The sequence below is a fragment of the Kitasatospora sp. NPDC005856 genome (genome assembly GCF_040629945.1).
In the GTDB taxonomy this organism is placed as follows: Bacteria; Actinomycetota; Actinomycetes; order Streptomycetales; family Streptomycetaceae; genus Kitasatospora.
In genome coordinates this window covers 13,474-34,085 of sequence record NZ_JBEXWT010000081.1, presented here as the reverse complement: position 1 = coordinate 34,085, position 20,612 = coordinate 13,474, and the positions used below count along the sequence as shown (strand labels likewise).

Sequence of the window (20,612 nt, the reverse complement as noted above, 5' to 3'; positions counted from 1 at the left end):
CCGGCTGGTAGCAAGGGCCGGAGCTGTGACTTTGCCCTCCTCTTCGGAGGTGGCACGGCCAACCGCGCCGGGTGGCGCTAACCTCCCCTCAGGTTGGTTATTGACCGTTAACCGCGCCGGCGGCCCACGAGGCCCGGTCGGATGGTGGACGACGACGTCCAGGAGGCAGTCATGAGTGTGTCGGGGCCGATCCGTGTGGTGGTCGCCAAGCCCGGGCTCGACGGTCACGACCGTGGTGCCAAGGTCATCGCGCGCGCCCTGCGCGACGCCGGTATGGAGGTCATCTACACCGGACTGCACCAGACGCCCGAGCAGGTCGTCGACACCGCGATCCAGGAGGACGCGGACGGCATCGGGCTGTCGATCCTCTCCGGCGCCCACATGACGCTGTGCGCGCGCGTGCTGGAGCTGCTGAAGGAGCGCGACGCGGAGGACATCAAGGTCTTCTGCGGGGGGATCATCCCGGACGAGGACATCGCCGAGCTCAAGGCGATGGGCGTCGCCGACATCTTCACCCCGGGCACGCCGACCCGCGACGTGGTCGCCTGGGTCGAGTCGAACCTGCGGGCCGGCTGAGCCACCGCGCGTCGAGCGGGCCGCCCACCCCGGGGCGGCCCGCTCCGCCGTTCCGGGACCGTGCTCCGGGAGCCGTCGGCCCCGGCTCAGCCCGCCAGCTCCGCGAGCATCGCCGCCCGGAAGCGCAGGGTGCCGGCCAGCCGGGCGAAGGTCTCGGACCAGGCGGAGTCCGGGGCGGCCCCGGCGGCCAGCTCCTCCACCGCGGCGGCCGTCTCCGGGGCGAGCGCGCGCTCCGTCATCCCGAGCACCCCGCTGTGGCTCCACGGGTACGCCCCGGAGGCCGCCGCCCGGGCCAGGGCGGACACCACGGCGGTGGACAGCGGCGGCGTCCACGGCGTGGCGCAGGCGCCGAGCAGCTGGAAGGCCTCGCCCAGCCCGTGCACCGTGATGAACGCGGCCGTCCAGGCGGCACGCTCCTGCGGCGGCAGGACGGCCAGCAGCTTGGCGGGGGCACCGGTGGTGCGCGGCGCGCGGGCCCTGACGCCGCGTCCGGGCGGGGCCGGCGCCGGGCCGAGCAGCGCCCGGGCCCAGTCGGCGTCCTGCTGGCGGACGGCGGCCCGCGCCCAGGCCTCCCGCAGGTCGTCGGCCCAGCTGCTGCTGGTCTCGTCGATGCTGTCGCCGACCCGCAGGGCGAGCAGCTGTTCGGGCGTCAGCCCGGTGCTCTCCGGCCAGAGCGACAGCGGCGCGGCGGCCACCACCTCGCCGAACCACCAGGCCCGTTCGCCGCGCCCGGTGGGCGACTTGGGCGCGATCCCGTCGCGCTGCATCCGGGCGTCGCACTCGGCGGGCGGGGCGACCAGCAGGTGCGTGCCGGTGTCGGCGAGCCGGACGGCGGCCCGCGCCCGTTCGGCCATCCGGCGGGCCAGGGCCGAGCCGGGCAGGGTGGAGAGCAGCTCGGCGGCGGTGGCCCGGACGTTCTTGCTGCGGTCGCCGAGGGCGGCCTCCAGGAACGGTTCGTCGGCGGGGGAGAGGCCGTCCTGGAGGGCGTCCAGGAAGAGCAGGCGGTCCTCGGCGCGCTCGGTGGACCAGGTGTCGCGCAGCAGTTCCAGGCCGGCCGCGGGATCGCGGCGGCGCAGCAGGGTGAGGTGGGTGACCCGCTCGGCGAACAGGCCCTCGTGCCAGAGCCGGTCGTCCGCGGGCTGCTGCGGCAGCTCGGGGGTGGCGGTGCGCAGCACGAACCGCCAGTCGGGGTTCCGCTCGGCCAGCCAGCGGCCCAGCGGGCCGGCCAGCGCCACGGCGTCGGGGCGCAGTTCGCTGCGGGCGCGGGCGGCGTCGAGCAGGCCGGGTATCAGCGCGGCGGGCGGGCGCAGGCCCCGGGCCCGGGCGGTGGTGAGCCACTGCGGCAGCAGCTCGGCGAGGTTGGCGAGGGTGCCGCCGCCGCTGCTGCCGGCCCGCCCCGAGAGCAGGACGGCCAGCCGGCGGGCGGCCGGCTCGGGCAGCTCTGGGCGGGTGTCCTCGGCCGCGGGCGGGCCGGGCGGCTCGGCGGCCGGTGCGGGCAGTGCTCCGGCCCGGCGGCGGACGGCGGCCAGCGCGGCCAGCTCCAGCAGGGCGGTGGCCGGATCGTCCTGGTCCACGGCGTCGGCGAGCGGCAGGGCGGTGGCCGGGAGCGGGCGGCGGTCGGTGCCGAGCAGGGCGCTGGTGTGCAGGGTCTCCCACGGGTCCTGGGTGATCGTCATTCTCGGTGCTCCTAAGCGTTGGTGAGGCCGACCGGTCGTCGGCCCGCGGCCCAGGCCGTGACCGGGGCGAAGCCCTGGTGGCCGTACTCGCCGAAGACCGTCAGCGGGCGGCCGGTGGAGACGGCGGCCAGCCGCCACAGCGCCGACTCCGGGACGGTCGAGGTGCGGATCGGCACGCTGTGGTGGCCGTCCGTCAGGAACCAGCCGTCCGGGGTGCGGACCGGGACGACGTCGCCGAGCACGGTCGGCCGGCTCTCCAGCCACGGGTCGTCGGCGACGGCGGTGCCGTAGCCCGCCACCGCCTCGGCGACGGTGAGCCCGGCGGGCGGTTCGGCGGGGGCCGGCTCGGGGACGCCGTAGCGTTCGCCGAGGGTGGCGCGCAGCGGGTGGGCGCCGGGGTGGTACGCGAGGTCGGCCTCCACCAGGTGGCCGGTGGGCAGGGCGAGGGCGGGGGCCTGGCCGGGGCGGCCGAAGGAGAGCAGCAGCGCCGGGCGGCCGGTCTTGGCGCCACGCAGCCAGATCCGGCGGGTGGTGAGCCGCTCGTCCGAGCCCCCCTCCATCGGCACTGTGCGGCTGCCGAGCACCAGCCAGCGGTCCCGGACGGTCGGGCCGGCCAGCACCTCGCTGGTCTCCACGGTGTAGCCGACCCGGGCGCGGACGGTGGCGGCCAGTTCGGCCGGCAGTTCGTCCGTCCGGGTGGCGGCGGTGGCGAGCAGGTGCAGCATCGCGTACTCCTCCAGCAGCCGCTCCTGCGGCAGCGCGTCCAGTTCGCGGACCCGGGTGGCCAGGCCGGGGGCCTGGGCGTCGACCATCCGGGCGGCGACCTCCTCCCAGGGCCCGGCGGTGGACTGGTCGGCGAGGCCGTGCCGGACCCGGTCGGCCAGCCGCAGCCGCAGCTCGGCCGCGCCGGCCGCGACCCGGGCGCCGCGCTTCTCGGCCCGGCGCCGGGCGGCCTCCGGATCGACCGGCTCCTTCGCGCGCTTCTCGGCGCGCTCCCGGCGGGACGCGAGCCACTCGGCGACCCAGTCGGCGGGCTCCCCGGCCGGGACGGCCTGCGGGGTGCCGCTCCACAGCAGGAGGAGCCCGAGCGCGTGCTTGCACGGGAACTTCCGGCTGGGGCAGCTGCACTGGTAGGCGGGCGTGGCGAGTTCGATCGCGGTGCGGTACGGCGTGCGGCCGCTGCCCTTGCACTCGCCCCACAGCGCGGTGCCGTCGGTGCCGGTGCCGGACCACGGCGCGGGCGCCGAGAGCTTGCCCGCGGCCTTCTGCGAGGCGGCGTCAGGTGCCAGGGACAGGACGTGTTCGGTGCTCCAGCGTTCCTCCATGCGACCGACCGTAGGCGGCGGCACTGACATCGGCTGACGGCCCGTCCGGAGCCCCCGCCGGGTTGTCAGTGGCTCGGTGCAGGGTTGGTTCCACAGGCCGGGACGCCGACCTGGCTCCCCCCGATCACCCTTGCGCCCGGGGCACCCGTGTGCCCGGCGGCAGACCCGAAGGAGCCCCCATGACCGACGTTCTGCGGCAGCACGCCGAGGACGCGTTCGCCGGCGAACTGGCCGCGCTGGCCGCGCAGGACGACCGTCCGCGCCCCGAGCGCTGGAAGCTCTCGCCGTGGGCCGTGGCGACGTACCTGCTCGGTGGCGAACTGCCGGACGGCACCCGGATCAGCCCCAAGTACATCGGCCCGCGCCGGATCGTCGAGGTCGCCGTGACGACCCTGGCGACGGACCGCGCGCTGCTGCTGCTCGGTGTGCCGGGCACCGCGAAGACCTGGGTGTCCGAGCACCTGGCCGCGGCGATCAGCGGCGACTCCACGATGCTGGTGCAGGGCACCGCCGGCACCCCCGAGGAGGCCGTCCGGTACGGCTGGAACTACGCCCAGCTGCTCACCAACGGGCCCAGCCGGGACGCCCTGGTGCCCTCGTCGCTGATGCGGGCGATGGCCGACGGCAAGATCGCCCGGGTCGAGGAGCTCACCCGCATCCCGGCCGACGTGCAGGACAGTCTGATCACCATCCTGTCCGAGAAGACGCTTCCCGTACCGGAGTTGGGATCCGAGACGCAGGCGGTGCGCGGCTTCAACGTGATCGCCACCGCCAACGACCGCGACCGCGGCGTCAACGAGCTGTCCAGCGCGCTGCGCCGCCGCTTCAACACGGTGGTCCTCCCGCTGCCGGGCTCGCTGGACGAGGAGGTCGACATCGTCACCCGCCGGGTCAACCAGCTCGGCCGCTCCCTGGACCTGCCCGAACTGCCCGGCGGCGCCGAGGAGATCAGGCGCGTGGTCACCGTCTTCCGCGAGCTGCGGGCCGGGATCACGGCGGACGGCCGGACGAAGGTCAAGACCCCGAGCGGGACCCTCTCCACCGCCGAGGCGATATCGGTGGTGACCAACGGGGTCGCGCTGGCCACCCACTTCGGCGACGGCGTGCTGCGCGCCGGGGACGTGACGGCCGGCATCATCGGCGCCGTCGTCCGCGACCCGGTGGCGGACCGGGCGGTCTGGCGCGAGTACGTCGAAGGGGTGGTGCGCGAGCGCGAGGGCTGGAAGGACTTCTACCGCGCCGCCCGCGAGGTGGGGGCATGACGACGCCCGAGGTCGCCCTGCTGGGCATCCGCCACCACGGCCCCGGGTCGGCCCGGGCGGTCGCCGCCGCGCTGGCGCAGTGGCGGCCGGACGCGGTGCTGGTCGAGGGCCCGCCGGAGGCCGACGCCATCGTCCACCTGGCCGGCGAGAAGGACCTGGTCCCGCCGGTGGCGCTGCTCGCCCACGCGGTGGACGACCCGGCGAAGGCCGCCTTCTGGCCGTACGCCGAGTTCTCCCCGGAGTGGGTGGCGATCCGGCACGCCGTGGAGCACGACCTGCCGGTCCGCTTCATCGACCTGCCCGCCGGGTACGGCTTCGCGCCGGCCCCGGAGGACGGCGCCGAGGGGGCGGCCGTCGCGGAGGAGACCGCCGAGCCGGTGGCCGACCCGCTGGCGCTGCTCGCCGAGGCGGCCGGGCACGACGACGCGGAGCGCTGGTGGGAGGACGTGGTCGAGCACCGCGCGCCCGGCACCGACGCGCTGGCGCCGTTCGCCGCCGTCGCCGAGGCGATGGGCGCGCTGCGCGCCGAGGGCCTCGGCGAGTCCCGCCGGGACCTGCTGCGCGAGGCGTACATGCGCCAGCAGATCCGCGCCGCCCGCCGCGCCGGGCACCGCAGGATCGCCGTGGTCTGCGGGGCCTTCCACGTCCCCGCGCTGGAGCGGATGCCCACCGTCGCCCACGACCGGGCGCTGCTCGCCGGGCTGCCGAAGAAGGTGCGCACCGACATCACCTGGGTGCCGTGGACGCACCGCCGGCTCTCCCAGGCCACCGGCTACGGCGCGGGTGTGCAGTCGCCCGGCTGGTACCACCACCTGTTCGCCACCGACGGGGACCCGGTGCCCCGCTGGCTCACCCGGGCGGCCGACCTGCTGCGCGCCGAGGACCACCCGGTCTCCTCCGCGCACGTGATCGAGGCGGTCCGGCTCGCCGAGACCCTGGCCGTGCTGCGCGGCCGTCCGCTCGCCGGGCTGACCGAGACCCTGGACGCCGTGCGCGCCGTGCTCTGCGAGGGCTCGGAGGTCGCCCTGGAGCTGGTCCGGGACCGCCTGGTGGTCGGCGACGCGCTCGGCGAGGTCCCGGACGCCGCACCGGCGGTGCCGCTCCAACGCGACCTGACCCGGCTGCAGCGCTCGCTGCGGCTCAAGCCCGAGGCCGCGCCGAAGGACCTCGACCTCGACCTGCGCAAGGAGACCGACGCGGCCCGCTCCCGGCTGCTGCACCGGCTGCGGCTGCTGGGCGTGGACTGGGGCGCGCCCGCGCGTTCCTCGGTGAACTCGACCGGGACGTTCCGGGAGAGCTGGCGGCTGTGCTGGCAGCCCGAGTTCGCGGTCCGGATCGCCGAGGCGGCCCAGTGGGGCACCACGGTCGAGGAGGCGGCGGTCAACAAGGCCGTCGGCACCGCCCGCGCCGCCGGGGAACTCGCCGAGCTGACCGGCCTGGTGGAGACCTGTCTGCTGGCCGGGCTGTCCGGCGCGCTGCCCGCCGTGATGCGGGTGCTCGCCGACTGCGCGGCCCTGGACACCGACGTCGCGCACCTCGCGGGCGCGCTGCCCGCACTGGTCCGCGCGCTGCGCTACGGCGACGTGCGCGGCACCGACCACGGGGCGCTCGCCGAGGCGGCCTCGGGCCTGGCCGAGCGGATCTGCGTCGGGCTGCCGCCCGCCTGCGTCGGCCTGGACGCGCAGGGTGCGGAGGCGATGCGCGCCCGCCTCGACGAGGTGCACGGCGCGATCGGACTGCTGGCCGCCGATCCCGCCGCCCCCTCCGACGCCGCGCCCTCCGACACCGCGCCGGACCCGGACGACCCCGGCGTTCCCGACGACCCGGCCGACCCGGCCGACCTGGCGGGCCTGGCCGACCGCTGGGCCGCCGCCCTGCGCTCGCTGGCCCGCCGCGAGCCGGCCGGCGGACCGGCCACCGGCGCCCCCGGACTGCTGCGCGGCCGGGCCGTCCGGCTGCTGCTGGACGACGGTCGGCTCGACTCCGAGGAGGCCGGCCGACGACTGCGGCTGGTGCTCTCCGTCGCCAACGCCCCGGCGGACGCGGCCGGTTGGGTCGAGGGCTTCCTGACCGGAGGCGGCGCCCTGCTGCTGCACGACCCGCGGCTGCTCGCCCTGCTGGACGAGTGGCTGACCGGGGTGAGCGGCGAGGTCTTCACCGACGTCCTGCCCCTGCTGCGCCGGACCTTCGCCGGACTGGAGGCGGGCGTGCGCACCACCATCGGCGGCCGGGTCGCGGCCGGTCCGCTCGGCGAGCCCCCGGCCGTCCACGCCGCGGTCGGCGAGCTGGACCGGGCCCGTGCCGACGCCGCCGTCCCGGTGGTGGCCCTGCTGCTGGGGATCCGCCCGAGGATCCCCCGGCAGGCCGCCGGCCGGGACACCTGACGCAGGCCGCGACACCTGACACCCGTCGCGACACCTGACGCCCGCCGTGGTCGCACCTGCCGCGGTGGCACCCACCGCACCGAACACCTGCCCCACCGCAGGCCCCGCTGAAGGAGGACGAGATGGCAGCGCCCACGACCGACGAACGGCTGCGCCGCTGGCGGCTGGTGCTCGGCGGCGAGGCCGACGGCACCGGCTGCACCCTGCGCGGCCGTGACGCCGCGATGGACGGCGCCCTCGCCGCGCTCTACCGGGGCGCCCCCGAGGAGGGCGCCCGGGCCGGGCGCACCGGCCGCCGCGGCGCCGGGCTGGGCGGCTCGGCCCCGCAGGTGGCCCGCTGGCTGGGAGACATCCGCGAGTACTTCCCGTCCACCGTCGTGCAGCTGATGCAGCAGGACGCGATCAGCCGGCTCGGCCTGGACCGGCTGCTGCTGGAGCCGGAGATGCTGGAGGCCGTCGAGCCGGACGTGCACCTGGTCGGCACCCTGCTGTCGCTCAAGCACGCGCTGCCCGAGACCACCCGGGAGACCGCCCGGGCGGTGGTCGGCAAGGTGGTCGCCGACCTGGAGCGCCGGCTCGCCGACCGCACCCGGGCCACGCTCGGTGGCGCCCTCGACCGCAGTGCCAAGGTCAACCGTCCCCGCCACCGCGACATCGACTGGGACCGCACCATCCGGGCCAACCTGAAGAACTACCTGCCCGAGCACGGCACCGTCGTCCCCGAGCGGCTGGTCGGCTACGCCCGCGCCCAGCGCGCCGTGAAGAAGGACGTCATCCTCTGCATCGACCAGTCCGGCTCGATGGCGCCCTCGGTCGTCCACTCGGCGGTCTTCGGCGCCGTGCTCTCCTCGATGCGCACCCTGGACACCCGGCTGGTCGTCTTCGACACCTCGGTGGTCGACCTCACCGAACAGCTCACCGACCCGGTCGACGTCCTGTTCGCCACCCAGCTCGGCGGCGGCACCGACATCAACCGCGCGCTGGCCTACTGCCAGTCGAAGATCACCCGGCCCTCGGAGACCGTGGTCGTACTGATCAGCGACCTGTACGAGGGCGGCATCCGGGACGGCATGCTCAAGCGGGTCGCCGCGATGAAGGCGGCCGGCGTCCAGTTCATCGCCCTGCTCGCGCTCTCCGACGAGGGGGCCCCGGCGTACGACCACGCGCACGCCGCCGCCCTGGCCTCACTCGGCGCGCCGGCCTTCGCCTGCACCCCGGACGCGTTCCCGGAGATCATGGCGGCGGCGATCGAGAAGCGTCCCATCCCGCAGGGCCTGCTCGAGGGGGCCGACCGGGGAGTGTGAGGGATTCACTCGAACGCGCTAATCCGCCCGATCGGTGGACCGGCCGCCCGTCCGTGCCTCCCGGGCATTCTGTGACGGTTCTCACCCATGCCGGGCAGGCTGCGGGCGGAACAGCCCCGTCCCACGGGGATAACCTGCCAGACGGACGTGACGCGCGTGTTGATTGACGTGTGCGCCCGTGGCTGTGTGGGCCGCAAGGCCGTACCTCTGCGTACCCGCACCGCCCCGACGACCCGCAGCGAAGATCCTGCCGTGGCACGCTCGTAGAGACACAATCCGCGACCACGAACAAGGACAAACACGTGGACCTGTTCGAGTACCAGGCGAGGGACCTCTTCGCCAAGCACGGCGTGCCCGTGCTTGACGGCGATGTCATCGAGACCGCCGCAGACGCTGCCGCCATCGCGGAGCGCTTCGGCGGCCGCGCCGTCGTCAAGGCTCAGGTGAAGGTGGGTGGCCGAGGCAAGGCCGGCGGCGTCAAGCTCGCCGCCGACCCGGCGGACGCCGTCGCCAAGGCCGAGCAGATCCTCGGCATGGACATCAAGGGCCACACCGTTCACAAGGTGATGCTGGCCCAGACCGCGGACATCAAGGACGAGTACTACGTCTCGTTCCTGCTGGACCGCACCAACCGCACCTTCCTGGCCATGGCCAGCGTCGAGGGCGGCGTGGAGATCGAGGTCGTCGCCGAGCAGAACCCCGAGGCGCTCGCGAAGATCCCGGTCGACGCCAACGAGGGCTGCACCCCGGAGAAGGCCGCCGAGATCGTCGCCGCGGCGAAGTTCCCGGCCGAGGTCGCCGACCAGGTCGCCGAGGTCCTGCAGAAGCTGTGGACCGTCTTCATCAAGGAGGACGCCCTCCTCGTCGAGGTCAACCCGCTGATCAAGTCCGGTGAGGGCAAGATCATCGCGCTCGACGGCAAGGTCTCCCTGGACGAGAACGCCGAGTTCCGCCAGCCCGAGCACGAGGCCCTGGAGGACAAGGCCGCGGCCAACCCGCTGGAGGCCGCCGCCAAGGCCAAGGGCCTGAACTACGTCAAGCTCGACGGCCAGGTCGGCATCATCGGCAACGGCGCGGGCCTCGTCATGAGCACCCTCGACGTGGTCGCCTACGCCGGTGAGAGCCACGGTGGCGTCAAGCCCGCCAACTTCCTCGACATCGGTGGCGGCGCCTCCGCCGAGGTCATGGCGAACGGCCTGGAGATCATCCTGGGCGACCCCGACGTCAAGTCGGTCTTCGTCAACGTCTTCGGCGGCATCACCGCGTGCGACGCGGTCGCCAACGGCATCGTGCAGGCCCTCGCCCTCCTGGAGAGCAAGGGCGAGAACGTCACCAAGCCGCTGGTCGTCCGCCTGGACGGCAACAACGCGGAGCTGGGTCGCAAGATCCTCGACGACGCCAACCACCCGCTGGTCCAGCGCGTGGACACCATGGACGGTGCGGCCGACCGCGCCGCCGAGCTGGCCAACAAGTAAGGAAGGGGACTTAACACCATGGCTATCTTCCTTACCAAGGACAGCAAGGTCATCGTCCAGGGCATGACCGGCGCCGAGGGCATGAAGCACACCCGCCGCATGCTCGCCTCCGGCACCCAGATCGTCGGCGGTGTCAACCCGCGCAAGGCCGGCACCACGGTCGACGTCGACGGCACCGAGATCCCGGTCTTCGGCTCCGTCGCCGAGGCCATGGAGAAGACGGGCGCCGACGTGTCCGTCCTCTTCGTGCCGCCGGCGTTCACCAAGGCCGCCGTCGTCGAGGCCATCGACGCCGAGATCGGCCTGGCCGTCGTCATCACCGAGGGCGTCCCGGTGCACGACACCGCCGCCTTCTGGGCGCACGCCGGTGCCAAGGGCAACAAGACCCGCATCATCGGCCCGAACTGCCCCGGCCTGATCAGCCCCGGACAGTCGAACGCCGGCATCATCCCGGCCGACATCACCAGCTCCGGCAAGATCGGTCTGGTCTCCAAGTCCGGCACCCTGACCTACCAGCTCATGTACGAGCTGCGGGACATCGGCTTCACCTCGGCCGTCGGCATCGGTGGTGACCCGGTCATCGGCACCACCCACATCGACGCTCTCAAGGCCTTCCAGGAGGACCCGGAGACCGAGATCATCGTCATGATCGGTGAGATCGGTGGCGACGCCGAGGAGCGCGCCGCGGACTTCATCAAGGCGCACGTGACCAAGCCGGTCGTCGGCTACGTCGCGGGCTTCACCGCCCCCGAGGGCAAGACCATGGGCCACGCCGGCGCCATCGTCTCCGGCTCCTCGGGCACCGCCCAGGCCAAGAAGGAGGCCCTCGAGGCCGCCGGTGTCAAGGTCGGCAAGACGCCGTCCGAGACCGCCCGCCTGGCCCGCGAGATCATCGCCGCCCAGGCCTGATCCCGCCCCGCGCGTGACGAGCGCCCCCGCCCACCCGGGCGGGGGCGCTCGTCGTTCGCCCGCTCAGTGCGGACGCGGCCCCGTCGTGCAGGGCAGCGGCGACCACTGCCGACAGGCCACCGGGCCCTGCGGCGGGGGAGCGGCGCCCCGGGCCGCCGGCGGCAGCTCCCAGCGCGCGAACGCCTGCGGCTGCGGATCCACCACGACGGCCTCCAGACCCGGCGCCGGACTGCACCAGATGCTCGCGATGCCGTTCGGCGCCCCGCCGGGCAGCAGCGGCACACCCGGCTCCGCCGACTCCGCCCAGGTGACGGGCAGGCACAGCGCGGGCGCCGGCGGGGTGGTCGACCGGAACAGCTCCGCCGGGCGCACCCCCGCCAGCGTCGCCAGCGTCGCCCCGCCCACCGCGACCGTCAGCAGCGCCGCCGCGCCCGTCCGGCTCGCCGTCCGGAGCCGGTGGCGGGCCCGCAGCACCGGCACCGGCGTCCGGTGCGGCTCCGGGCAACCGCGTACCGCCGCCCGGTGCAGCAGCCCGCACAGCCCGTCCGCGAAGCCCGGCGCCGCCGGGTCCGGCCCCACCAGCTCCGGCACCCACTCCGCCAGCGCCGTCCGGGCGGCCCACACCCGCCCCTCGGCCGCCGCCTGCGTGGACTCCACCTCCACCGCGACCGCCGCGGCCGGAAGACCCAGCCCGTCGTGCAGCACGAGTGCCCGGCGCTGGGGGCGGGACAGCCGCTTGAGCGCCTTCAGCAACGCCCGGTCCCGGTCGGTCAGCCGGTCGTGGTCCGGCAGCACCGCCTGCGACTCGTCGGCCGGCCGCACCTTGATCCGCCGGTGCGGCAGCCCCCACGCGTGCGCCCGCCGGGGGCCGCCCCGGTGCCACGGGGACAGCGCCAGCTCGCAGGCGCGCACCCGTACCCAGCCCTCCGGGCTCCCCGAAGCGGTCACCGCGCCCCAGCGCCGCCGGGCCTCCGCGAACGCCCGCCGCACACAGTGCACCGCCCGGTGCCGGCAGGAGGTCAGCAGGAACACCTGCTGCACCAGCCGGGTGTGGGCGGTCTCGTAGAGCTCCTCGAAGCTCACCGCCGGGGGCTCCACGTCGAGGTCGTCGTCCGCGCCCGAGGGAGCGGCGGCGGCCAGCGCCGTCCGGCCGGGACTGGCGGCGGCGCGCTCCTCCCACACCTCCGGCCGGGGCTGTCCGGCGTCCGCCTCGGGTGCGGTCGGGCGTGGGGCCTGGTCGGGCGCTGTGCCGTGTTCCCCGTGCTCCGGTGGGGCCTGCCGTTCCTGGTCGGTGCCGACGGGGACGTGCTCCGCGGACTCGGTGCCCTGTGGCCGTCCGGCGTTCGGGTCCTCATCGGCCGGGATCCGAGGGGGAGTGCCGCCGGGGCCGCCCTCGTCGGCCGGGCCGGTCGGGTGTGGGGCCTGGTCGGGCGCCGTGTCGGCGGTGCTCTCCGGCCTACTTCCCCGGCCCGCGGTCGCAGTCGCGGTCGTGGTCGGGGCGCCGGTGGGCCCGTTCTCTCGGCTCGCGGTCGTGGCCGGAGCGCTGGTCGGCCCGCTTTCCCCACTCGCCGTCTCGGCCGGGGCGCTCGCCACCCGAGCCTGCCCGGCGCCGGGAGTGCGGGGAACGCCGCCGCGCCGGCCCGGGTCTGCGGGGGCCGTCGGCGGGTGGCTCGGGGCGGACGGCTGGCGCTGCTCGCCGGTCGCCGCCGGTGCGGCCGGTGCGGCCGAGGGCGCCCGTTCGACGGCGGCGCCTCCTGGCCGGTCCCCGGGCGTGCGGGCCTCCTGCGTGCGCCGGGCGGCGGCGCTCTTCGCGGTGGCCGGCGGGCGGCCGGCGGCAGGCCGCGGCTGGTCGGCCGGAGTCCCGCGATCCGTGCCGCCTCCCGGGGCCGCTCGCCGGGTGCCGCCGGCGGCCCCCGGGGTGGGATCGCCGGCGCGGCTGCGGCGCCGCTTCCCGGCCGCGTCCCCGTTCGTGGGCAGGTTGGCTTGCGGGTGGGTGGCTCCGGCTGGGGCGCGGAGGGTGGCGGAGCTCGGGGTGCCCCCGTTCGTGGGCAGGTCGGTCCGTGGGTGGGTGGCTCCGGCCGCGGGGTTGAGGCCGACGGCAGCGGTGGTCAGGGCCAGGTCGGTCCGCGGGCGGGCGGCTCCCGCCGCGGGGTGGAGGGCGGCGGAGGCCGGGGCCGCGCGGAGCGGGCCGGCCGGTGGGGGGCAGGCGCCCCGGGACGGGCCCGGGGCGGTCGGGGCGAGGCCGACGAAGTCGGCCGGGAGCTCGGTCGGGTCGGGGTCCCGGGGGCGCGGTTGGGTGCCGGCCAGCAGGGCGAGGGCCTCCGCCTGGGTGCGGGTGCCGAGCTTTCGCAGGGCGCGCTGGAGGTAGCTGCGGGCGGTGGTGGGGGTGATCCCGAGAGTGGCGGCGGTGCGGGGGAGGTCGTGACCGGCCGCGAGGTGGGCCAGGGTCTGGGCCTCACGGGGGGTCAGTGTCCGCAGCAGGTGGCCCGGGTCGGTATCGACGCGGGCGGGCTTGCGGTGGCGCTCCGGGGTGGGGGAGTCGGCGGTGGGTGGCGTGGTCATCAGACGCTCCGTGCCGGGGCGCCGGCGGCTTGGGGGCAGGGTCTGAAAATGCGCATAAGCCAATAATCTGGGACACGGCGGCGGTTTGGCGCTTCACGGAGCATGGCGAGTCGCCTTGGCACCATGTGGCCCATGACGCAGCTGATGGGCCGTCCGATCCTGGAGTCGCCCGGTGAATTGGGCGGACGCCCCGCGCTGGCCGACCTGTTGGCGGGAGTGCGGACGGCGCTGGTCGGCCTGGCGGTGGTCGGGGCGCCGGTGCTCGGGCTCTGGGTGGTGTCGCCGTACGCGGACGACGGAGCGGCCGCTGTCACCCGGTTGGCGGGGGTGCTCTGGCTGCTGGGGCACGGTGCGCCGCTGCTGCGCGGCCCGGCGGACGCCCCGCTGACGGTCACTCCGCTGCTGCTCGGTGTCCTGGCCGTGGTCCGGCTCTACCGGGCGGCCGCCGGGGTGGCCGCGCGGCGCGGGCTGCGTTCGCGCTGGGGCGGACCGGTGGCGGTGTGGGCGGGGTACTGCGCGGTGGCCGTCGCGGTGGCGCTGCACTGTGCGGGTGGCGGGCTGTTCCGCAGCCGGGTGCTGCTGGACGTGCTGGTGGTGGCGCTGGTGGCGGGCCTGGCGACGACCGCCGGGGCCCGTTCGGTGGCCGTCCTCGACCTGCCGGTCGACTCCCCGCTGGACCGCCTCCCGCCGCCGTACCGCCCGGTCGACGGTGCGCCGGTGGTGCGGGCCGCGGCGCTGGCGGCAGGGGCCGGGCTGGTCGCGGCGGGCGGCCTGCTGGTGGTGTGCTCGGCGGTGCTGGACGCGGTGGCCGGTGGCGGGCGCGGGACGGCGCTGCTGGGGAGCGGGCCCGCCGCGGTGCTGGGGCTGGTGCTGCTCGCGCTGGCGCTGCTGCCGAACGCGGTGCTGTGGGGTGCGGCGTACGCGCTGGGCCCGGGCTTCGCGGTGGGCGCCGGGACGGTGGTGTCTCCGGCCGGTGCGGTGCTGGGGCCGGTGCCCGAGTTCCCGCTGTTCGCCCTGCTGCCGGCGGACGGGCCGGGCGGCTGGCGGCTCGCGGTGTCGGTCCTGCCGCTGCTGGTGGGGGTGGCGCCGGCGGTGCTGCTGGGCCGGGCGGCGGCGGGTCGGCGGCTCGCGGTCTCCGGGGTCGGGGCCCTGGCCGGGGAGCGTCCCGGGCCCTGGCCGCCGGCCGCGACGGCGGTGGCCGCGCTGGCGGCGGCGCTGTGGGCCGGGGCCGGGGCGGCGGTGCTGGGCTGGCTCTCCGGCGGGGCGCTGGCGGCGGAGCGGTTGGCGTGGGTGGGGCCGCTGCCGTGGACGGGACCGGTGGCGGCGGGCTGGATCGCGCTGGTCGCCGTCCCGGGTGCGTTGCTGGTCCGGTACCGCACGCTGGGCCCGGCGGACGGCGTGGGCGTGTACGCCCGGCTCGCGCGCCGGGCCCGCCGGAGTGCGCTGGGACTGCGCGCCGGTACGTACGCCCTCGTGCTGCGGCTTTCGGAGCCGGGCGTCAGGCCCGCCGCCGACGATCTGGACCTCGACGACTGAGCGGGGCCGGGGCGAGCGGGCGGATCCGGCGACCGGGCGGCCCCGGGCGACCGGCCGGCCCCGGAGGTCGGACTACTCGGTGTTCCCGGTGAAGTCCACGTACCACTGCGGCGCGTACCGGTCGCAGTTCTGGGCGCCGACGCTGGTCAGCGAGTCCTGGACGCAGGTGACGTAGTCGCGGTAGTGGTACCCGAGGCCGATCACCGAGGTCGCGACCACGACGGTCATCGCGCCGGTCAGGACGCCGGCCAGCGCGGCCGGGGTGAGCGGGTTCGAGGCGGGGGCCGCGGGGAGCGGTCCGGCCGGTCCGGCGACGGTGGCCGCCGGGGCGGGCCGCCGGGCCCGCAGCGCGCCGACGCCCCAGACGATGCCGAGCACCCCGATCAGCAGGGCGATCCAGTGGAACCCCGCGAACAGGCAGACCAGTGCGAACGGCCCGGCCAGTGCCGCGTTGCGGGCCTTGCGGTGGGCCGGGTCGGCGAGGTCGAGCCGGGGCGGCTGCGGGGCCGGCGGCCGCTGGCCGGGGCGGCCGTCGCCGGGGCCCCACGGCGGCGGCAGCTGCGGGCGCTCGCCGCCCTGGCCCTCGGGGCCGCCCTGCCCGACGGGGCCGCCCTGCCCGGTGGGACCCCCTTGGCCGTTGGGGCCGTGGCCCCCGCCGGCCCAGGGGCTGCGCGGCTGCCACGGCTGGTCCGGGGCATCCGCCGGCGGCGGCGCGAAGGGGTTGCGCTCGCCGGTGTCGTCGCCGCTGCTCATGGGTTCAGCCATTCCTTCTCGGTCGGGCCTCGTTCGGAGGTTCTCGCGTCGGAGCGGTCTCCCGCGCCCCAATGATCCCGCAGCCGTCCGCCGGGCCACCGGCGGCCCGGTGCCGCGGGGCCGGGCGGGGGCGCCGGGGGGCCGGTGCGGCCCGGGGCAACTCCGGCGTGGTGGGCCGGAGGAGATCCCCGTCTCAACTACGCGCGTAGCGCCGCCGGGAGGGTGCGGAGGCCCTCCGACCAGCCGTTATCGTGGTGACGGTCAGCAGCCCACAGAGGTTCCCCGGGCCCGCGTCGCGGCGGATTTCCCTGGAGTTCCCCCTCGCTCGACCTGCCGTTCGTAGTGGCCCCACCACCGGTGGACGTACCAGCGGACGGCGCCCGACCTACGGAGAGACGCGCAGTGGCCGCCGCCCCCGCCCAGCACTTCCCGCCCCGTACGCCCGGACCGGCCCGCCTGGTGGTGCTGGTCTCCGGCTCCGGCACCAACCTGCAGGCGCTGATCGACGCCGCCGCCGACCCGGCCTACGGCGCGGAGATCCTCGCCGTAGGCGCGGACCGGGACGGGATCGCCGGCCTCGACCGCGCCGAGCAGGCGGGCCTGCCGACCTTCGTCCACCGGGTGAAGGACCACCCGGACCGGGCCGCCTGGGACCGCGCGCTGACCGCCTCCGTCGCCGAGTACCAGCCGGACCTGGTGGTCACGGCCGGTTTCATGAAGATCCTCGGCCCCGAGTTCATCACCGCCTTCGCCGGGCGGATCGTCAACACCCACCCCGCACTGCTGCCCTCCTTCCCCGGCGCCCACGGCGTCACCGACGCGCTCGCGTACGGGGTGAAGGTCACCGGCTGCACCGTCCACCTGGTCGACTCCGGCGTGGACACCGGGCCGATCATCGCGCAGGGCGTCGTCGAGGTCGTCGACGCCGACCACGCCGATGGCGGCGAAGCGCTGCACGAGCGCATCAAGACTGTCGAGCGCAAGCTGCTCGTCGACGTCGTGGGCCGGCTGGCCCGCGAAGGTCACCGCATCGAGGACCGAAAGGTATGGATTCCGGCATGAGTGCCAGCTCCACCACGCCCCCCGTTTCGGAGAACATCCGTCCGATCCGTCGCGCGCTGATCAGCGTGTACGACAAGACCGGTCTGGAGGAGCTGGCCCAGGGCCTGCACGCCGCCGGGGTCGCCATCGTCTCCACCGGCTCCACCGCCGGCCGGATCGCCGCCGCCGGCGTCCCGGTGACCGAGGTGTCCGAGCTGACCGGCTTCCCGGAGTGCCTGGACGGGCGCGTGAAGACGCTGCACCCCCGCGTGCACGCCGGCGTGCTGGCCGACCTGCGGCTGGAGTCGCACCGCGCGCAGCTGGCCGAGCTGGGCGTCGAGCCCTTCGACCTGGTCGTGGTGAACCTCTACCCGTTCAAGGCCACCGTCGCCTCCGGCGCCACCCCGGACGAGTGCGTCGAGCAGATCGACATCGGCGGCCCGAGCATGGTCCGCGCCGCCGCCAAGAACCACCCCTCGGTGGCCGTGGTGGTCGACCCGGCCCGCTACGGCGACGTGCTGGAGGCCGTCCGGGAGGGCGGCTTCGACCTGGCCACCCGCAAGCGCCTGGCCGGTGCCGCGTTCGCCCACACCGCCGCCTACGACGTGGCCGTCGCCTCCTGGTTCGAGGACGGCTACGCGCCCAGCGACGAGCGTTTCCCCGAGTTCCTGGGCTCCACCTGGGAGCGGCAGAACGTGCTGCGCTACGGCGAGAACCCGCACCAGGGCGCCGCGCTGTACAGCGACGGCACCGGCGGCCTGGCCGGCGCGCAGCAGCTGCACGGCAAGGAGATGTCGTACAACAACTACGTCGACACCGACGCCGCCCGCCGCGCCGCCTACGACCACGCCGAGCCGGCCGTCGCGATCATCAAGCACGCCAACCCGTGCGGCATCGGGACCGGCGCCGACGTCGCCGAGGCGCACCGCAAGGCCCACGAGTGCGACCCGGTCTCCGCGTACGGCGGCGTGATCGCCGTCAACCGCCCGGTCACCGTCGCGCTGGCCGAGCAGATCGCCCCGATCTTCACCGAGGTCGTCGTGGCCCCCGGCTACGAGGAGGGCGCCCTGGAGGTGCTCACCCGCAAGAAGAACCTGCGGGTGCTGCTCGCCCCCGAGGCCCCGGCCAACCGCCAGGAGGTGCGCCCGATCTCCGGCGGCGTGCTGCTCCAGGACGCCGACCGGGTGCACGCCGAGGGCGACGACCCGGCGAACTGGACCCTCGCCTCCGGCGAGGCGCTGTCCGCCGAGGAGCTGGCCGAGCTGGCCTTCGCCTGGCGGGCCTGCCGGGCCGTCAAGTCCAACGCGATCCTGCTGGCCAAGGACGGCGCCTCGGTCGGCGTCGGCATGGGCCAGGTGAACCGGGTGGACTCCTGCAAGCTCGCGGTCGAGCGGGCCGGCGAGCGCGCCAAGGGCGCCTACGCGGCCTCGGACGCCTTCTTCCCGTTCGCGGACGGCCCGGCGATCCTGATCGCGGCCGGCGTCAAGGCGATCGTGCAGCCCGGCGGCTCGATCCGTGACGAGGAGGTCGTCGCGGCGGCCGCCGAGGCCGGCGTGACGATGTACTTCACCGGCGCGCGGCACTTCTTCCACTGAGCCGCCGATCCGCCCGACGGCGTGACGGCGTGACGGCATGACAGAGCGGCCCGGCCCCCTCCGAGGAGGGAGCCGGGCCGCTCGGTCGTGCGGGGCCGGTCAGTAACGCGGCCGGTTGAACCAGTTGACGCCGTCCTGGACGCACATGGCGGTGATCCAGATGATGCTGATCGACAGCCAGAGCAGAGCCATGACCAGGCCCACCGCGGTGCCGCCGGAGATGGCGCCCAGCAGGATCAGCAGGCCGACCAGCGCGCCGAGCGAGCCGTACACGATGGTGGTGACGCGGACGGCGTTGCCGCCCTTGCCGAACTTCGCGCCGAGCGTGATGGAGAGCGCGGCGAACAGCCCGAAGAGCACGGCGACGACGATCAGGACACCGGCGGCGGCGTCGCCCAGCGCGGTGAACGGGTTGTCGCCGCTCATGGACCGGCTGGAGTTGGTGACGTCCTTGGCGGCCGCACCGATGACCATGTAGAGGATCGCGAGGAGCGTCTGCACGCCGCCGACGATGAACAGCAGCACGCGGGCGGTCGTCACCAGGCCCGGCATGGACAGCTGCGGGGCCGCCACCGGCGGGTACCCGTACGCCGGGGCGGCCTGCGGGTAGCCGTACGCGGCCTGCGGCGGCGGGGCCTGCTGCGGGTAGCCGTAGCCCGGGGCGGCCGGCGGCTGGCCGTACGGGTTGTTCGGGTCGGGCGGGTAACTCATGGATGCCTCCGGGCAGTTACGGGGACGCGGGGACGGGACACGGGCGGCCCGGTGTCCCGGTCGGTGGGTCGGGCCACCGATCGGGAAGGGGACGTCTGGCGGAGCGGGGTGACAGCCCGGCGGCGGTGACGGGCGCCGCGGCTCGGCAGCGCGGTGAGCGTCAGGGGCGCGAGACGGCCGACGGGTGCGGCGCGGGCGGGACGATGCCCTCGCGGTCGGACTGCTCGTTCTGCTGTGATCGGCTCACTGGCTCTTTCCCCCGGGTACGCCCCGCCGCGGGGTCCGTCGGCTCGTCACCGGGCCGGTATCGCGGCGGGAATGCGCACTCATCGTCATCCGGACGGCGGCGCCCTGTCCAGCCGGTTCCGGGTGCCGCGTCAAGACTGTGGCGCAACCGCAACGTGTGGCGGATCTTCGTGCCCGTCCGTTCACCGGTTCGTTCACCGGTCCGTCCACGTGTCCGTCCACCTGTTCGTCGACAGGCTCGTCCGGGCCCGTCCAGGTCCTTCCGTCCGGGCGGCCACCCGGGGCGGCCACCCGTCCGTCCGCCCGTGCGGCCGCCTACGGACCGTGGCCGCGGCGGTCGGCGGCCCTCGGTACGGAGACCTCCGGCGATCCGGGAGAATGGGGTCATGACTGCCCAGATTCTCGATGGCAAGGCCACCGCCGCCGCGATCAAGTCCGAACTCGCCGCCCGCGTGGCGGCCCTCAAGGCGAAGGGCGTCACGCCCGGCCTCGGCACCGTCCTGGTCGGCGACGACCCGGGCAGCCGCTGGTACGTGAACGGCAAGCACAAGGACTGCGCCGAGGTCGGCATCGCCTCGATCCAGCGCGAGCTGCCCGCCACCGCCACCCAGGAGGACGTCGAGAACGTCGTCCGCGAGCTCAACGCCGACCCCTCCTGCACCGGCTACATCGTCCAGCTGCCGCTGCCCAAGGGCCTGGACCAGAACCCGGTCCTGGAGCTGATGGACCCGGACAAGGACGCCGACGGCCTGCACCCGACCTCGCTCGGCCGCCTCGCCCTGGGCATCGAGGGCCCGCTGCCGTGCACCCCGCTCGGCATCGTCGAGCTGCTGCGCCGCCACGACGTCGAGATCAACGGCGCCGAGGTGGTCGTGGTCGGCCGCGGCATCACCGTCGGCCGCTCGATCGGCCTGCTGCTGACCCGCCGCAGCGAGAACGCCACCGTCACCCTGTGCCACACCGGCACCCGGGACCTCGGCGCCCACCTGCGCAAGGCCGACATCATCGTGGCCGCCGCCGGCGTGCCGCACCTGGTCAAGCCGGAGGACGTCAAGCCGGGCGCGGCGGTGCTGGACGTGGGCGTCAGCCGCAGCGAGGGCAAGATCGTCGGCGACGTGCACCCCGGTGTCGCCGAGGTGGCCGGCTGGATCTCCCCGAACCCCGGCGGCGTGGGCCCGATGACCCGCGCGATGCTGCTCAACAACATCGTCGAGGCGGCCGAGCGCCGCGCCGGCATCTGACACCCCAGGGACGGCG

15 protein-coding genes are annotated in these 20,612 nt (G+C 75.6%); 10 read left to right on the top strand and 5 right to left on the bottom strand.

Going from position 1 to position 20,612, the window contains the following annotated elements; all coding sequences use genetic code 11:
• Positions 1 to 171: 171 nt before the first annotated feature.
• Complete coding sequence (locus ABZ449_RS33235) at positions 172 to 576, top strand: cobalamin B12-binding domain-containing protein (RefSeq protein WP_224285525.1); 405 nt, start codon at positions 172 to 174, stop codon at positions 574 to 576.
• Positions 577 to 662: 86 nt separating this feature from the next.
• On the opposite strand, the gene ABZ449_RS33230 is transcribed toward ABZ449_RS33235, so the two are convergent.
• Together ABZ449_RS33230 and ABZ449_RS33225 are read right to left on the bottom strand one after the other, a co-directional pair.
• A complete protein-coding gene (locus tag ABZ449_RS33230) occupies positions 663 to 2,252 on the bottom strand; it encodes a DUF5691 domain-containing protein (protein WP_360353576.1) in 1,590 nt (529 codons plus the stop codon).
• 11 nt (positions 2,253 to 2,263) lie between these two features.
• The gene (locus ABZ449_RS33225) at positions 2,264 to 3,577 is read right to left on the bottom strand and encodes an SWIM zinc finger family protein (RefSeq protein WP_360353574.1); all 1,314 of its coding nucleotides are present in this window, start codon (positions 3,575 to 3,577) and stop codon (positions 2,264 to 2,266) included.
• Between the two features lie 179 nt (positions 3,578 to 3,756).
• On the opposite strand from ABZ449_RS33225, the gene ABZ449_RS33220 reads away from it, so the two are divergent.
• The 5 genes from ABZ449_RS33220 to sucD all read left to right on the top strand — a co-directional run bounded on the left by ABZ449_RS33220 (position 3,757) and on the right by sucD (position 10,911).
• Positions 3,757 to 4,839 (top strand): AAA family ATPase, encoded by a 1,083-nt coding sequence (locus tag ABZ449_RS33220; RefSeq protein ID WP_360353572.1) that lies wholly within the window; start codon positions 3,757 to 3,759, stop codon positions 4,837 to 4,839.
• Positions 4,836 to 7,223: a DUF5682 family protein gene (locus tag ABZ449_RS33215; protein WP_360353570.1), complete on the top strand. Its 2,388-nt coding sequence runs from the start codon at positions 4,836 to 4,838 to the stop codon at positions 7,221 to 7,223. The genes ABZ449_RS33220 and ABZ449_RS33215 overlap by 4 nt, the downstream gene beginning before the upstream one ends.
• A 122-nt stretch (positions 7,224 to 7,345) precedes the next feature.
• On the top strand, positions 7,346 to 8,527 hold the full coding sequence (locus ABZ449_RS33210; RefSeq protein ID WP_360353568.1) for a VWA domain-containing protein: 1,182 nt from the start codon (positions 7,346 to 7,348) through the stop codon (positions 8,525 to 8,527).
• A 302-nt stretch (positions 8,528 to 8,829) separates the two neighbouring features.
• Complete coding sequence (sucC, locus tag ABZ449_RS33205) at positions 8,830 to 10,002, top strand: ADP-forming succinate--CoA ligase subunit beta (RefSeq protein WP_360353567.1); 1,173 nt, start codon at positions 8,830 to 8,832, stop codon at positions 10,000 to 10,002.
• 18 nt (positions 10,003 to 10,020) lie between these two features.
• Positions 10,021 to 10,911 carry a succinate--CoA ligase subunit alpha gene (gene sucD, locus ABZ449_RS33200; RefSeq protein WP_360353565.1) on the top strand — a complete coding sequence of 297 codons (891 nt, stop codon included), beginning with the start codon at positions 10,021 to 10,023 and terminating at the stop codon, positions 10,909 to 10,911.
• 63 nt (positions 10,912 to 10,974) lie between these two features.
• On the opposite strand, the gene ABZ449_RS33195 is transcribed toward sucD, so the two are convergent.
• The gene (locus ABZ449_RS33195; protein ID WP_360353563.1) at positions 10,975 to 13,473 is read right to left on the bottom strand and encodes a LuxR C-terminal-related transcriptional regulator; all 2,499 of its coding nucleotides are present in this window, start codon (positions 13,471 to 13,473) and stop codon (positions 10,975 to 10,977) included.
• A gap of 132 nt (positions 13,474 to 13,605) precedes the next feature.
• On the opposite strand from ABZ449_RS33195, the gene ABZ449_RS33190 reads away from it, so the two are divergent.
• Positions 13,606 to 15,009, top strand: a complete 1,404-nt coding sequence (locus tag ABZ449_RS33190; RefSeq protein WP_360353562.1) for a DUF6350 family protein — start codon at positions 13,606 to 13,608, stop codon at positions 15,007 to 15,009.
• 72 nt (positions 15,010 to 15,081) lie between these two features.
• Here ABZ449_RS33190 and ABZ449_RS33185 read toward each other — a convergent pair whose 3' ends face one another.
• Positions 15,082 to 15,762 (bottom strand): hypothetical protein, encoded by a 681-nt coding sequence (locus ABZ449_RS33185; RefSeq protein WP_360353561.1) that lies wholly within the window; start codon positions 15,760 to 15,762, stop codon positions 15,082 to 15,084.
• A 402-nt stretch (positions 15,763 to 16,164) separates the two neighbouring features.
• Between ABZ449_RS33185 and purN the strand changes: the two genes are divergently transcribed.
• Positions 16,165 to 16,824, top strand: coding sequence for a phosphoribosylglycinamide formyltransferase (gene purN, locus ABZ449_RS33180; RefSeq protein ID WP_360353559.1), 660 nt, complete (start codon positions 16,165 to 16,167; stop codon positions 16,822 to 16,824).
• The gene (gene purH, locus ABZ449_RS33175; protein WP_360353557.1) at positions 16,821 to 18,398 is read left to right on the top strand and encodes a bifunctional phosphoribosylaminoimidazolecarboxamide formyltransferase/IMP cyclohydrolase; all 1,578 of its coding nucleotides are present in this window, start codon (positions 16,821 to 16,823) and stop codon (positions 18,396 to 18,398) included. The genes purN and purH overlap by 4 nt, the downstream gene beginning before the upstream one ends.
• Positions 18,399 to 18,497: 99 nt before the next feature.
• On the opposite strand, the gene ABZ449_RS33170 is transcribed toward purH, so the two are convergent.
• Positions 18,498 to 19,109 (bottom strand): hypothetical protein, encoded by a 612-nt coding sequence (locus ABZ449_RS33170; RefSeq protein WP_360353555.1) that lies wholly within the window; start codon positions 19,107 to 19,109, stop codon positions 18,498 to 18,500.
• 632 nt (positions 19,110 to 19,741) lie between these two features.
• On the opposite strand from ABZ449_RS33170, the gene ABZ449_RS33165 reads away from it, so the two are divergent.
• Entirely contained in the window at positions 19,742 to 20,596 is an 855-nt protein-coding gene (locus ABZ449_RS33165) for a bifunctional methylenetetrahydrofolate dehydrogenase/methenyltetrahydrofolate cyclohydrolase (RefSeq protein ID WP_224282302.1), read from the top strand.
• The last annotated feature ends 16 nt before the right edge of the window (positions 20,597 to 20,612 follow it).

What these genes read in the sequence shown, in the direction of transcription:
- ABZ449_RS33235 (WP_224285525.1), top strand. Translation starts at nt 172, where the DNA reads ATGAGTGTGTCGGGGCCGATCCGTGTGGTGGTCGCCAAGCCCGGGCTC.
- ABZ449_RS33230 (WP_360353576.1), bottom strand. Translation starts at nt 2,252, where the DNA reads ATGACGATCACCCAGGACCCGTGGGAGACCCTGCACACCAGCGCCCTG.
- ABZ449_RS33225 (WP_360353574.1), bottom strand. Translation starts at nt 3,577, where the DNA reads ATGGAGGAACGCTGGAGCACCGAACACGTCCTGTCCCTGGCACCTGAC.
- ABZ449_RS33220 (WP_360353572.1), top strand. Translation starts at nt 3,757, where the DNA reads ATGACCGACGTTCTGCGGCAGCACGCCGAGGACGCGTTCGCCGGCGAA.
- ABZ449_RS33215 (WP_360353570.1), top strand. Translation starts at nt 4,836, where the DNA reads ATGACGACGCCCGAGGTCGCCCTGCTGGGCATCCGCCACCACGGCCCC.
- ABZ449_RS33210 (WP_360353568.1), top strand. Translation starts at nt 7,346, where the DNA reads ATGGCAGCGCCCACGACCGACGAACGGCTGCGCCGCTGGCGGCTGGTG.
- sucD (WP_360353565.1), top strand. Translation starts at nt 10,021, where the DNA reads ATGGCTATCTTCCTTACCAAGGACAGCAAGGTCATCGTCCAGGGCATG.
- ABZ449_RS33195 (WP_360353563.1), bottom strand. Translation starts at nt 13,473, where the DNA reads ATGACCACGCCACCCACCGCCGACTCCCCCACCCCGGAGCGCCACCGC.
- ABZ449_RS33190 (WP_360353562.1), top strand. Translation starts at nt 13,606, where the DNA reads ATGACGCAGCTGATGGGCCGTCCGATCCTGGAGTCGCCCGGTGAATTG.
- ABZ449_RS33185 (WP_360353561.1), bottom strand. Translation starts at nt 15,762, where the DNA reads ATGAGCAGCGGCGACGACACCGGCGAGCGCAACCCCTTCGCGCCGCCG.
- purH (WP_360353557.1), top strand. Translation starts at nt 16,821, where the DNA reads ATGAGTGCCAGCTCCACCACGCCCCCCGTTTCGGAGAACATCCGTCCG.
- ABZ449_RS33170 (WP_360353555.1), bottom strand. Translation starts at nt 19,109, where the DNA reads ATGAGTTACCCGCCCGACCCGAACAACCCGTACGGCCAGCCGCCGGCC.
- ABZ449_RS33165 (WP_224282302.1), top strand. Translation starts at nt 19,742, where the DNA reads ATGACTGCCCAGATTCTCGATGGCAAGGCCACCGCCGCCGCGATCAAG.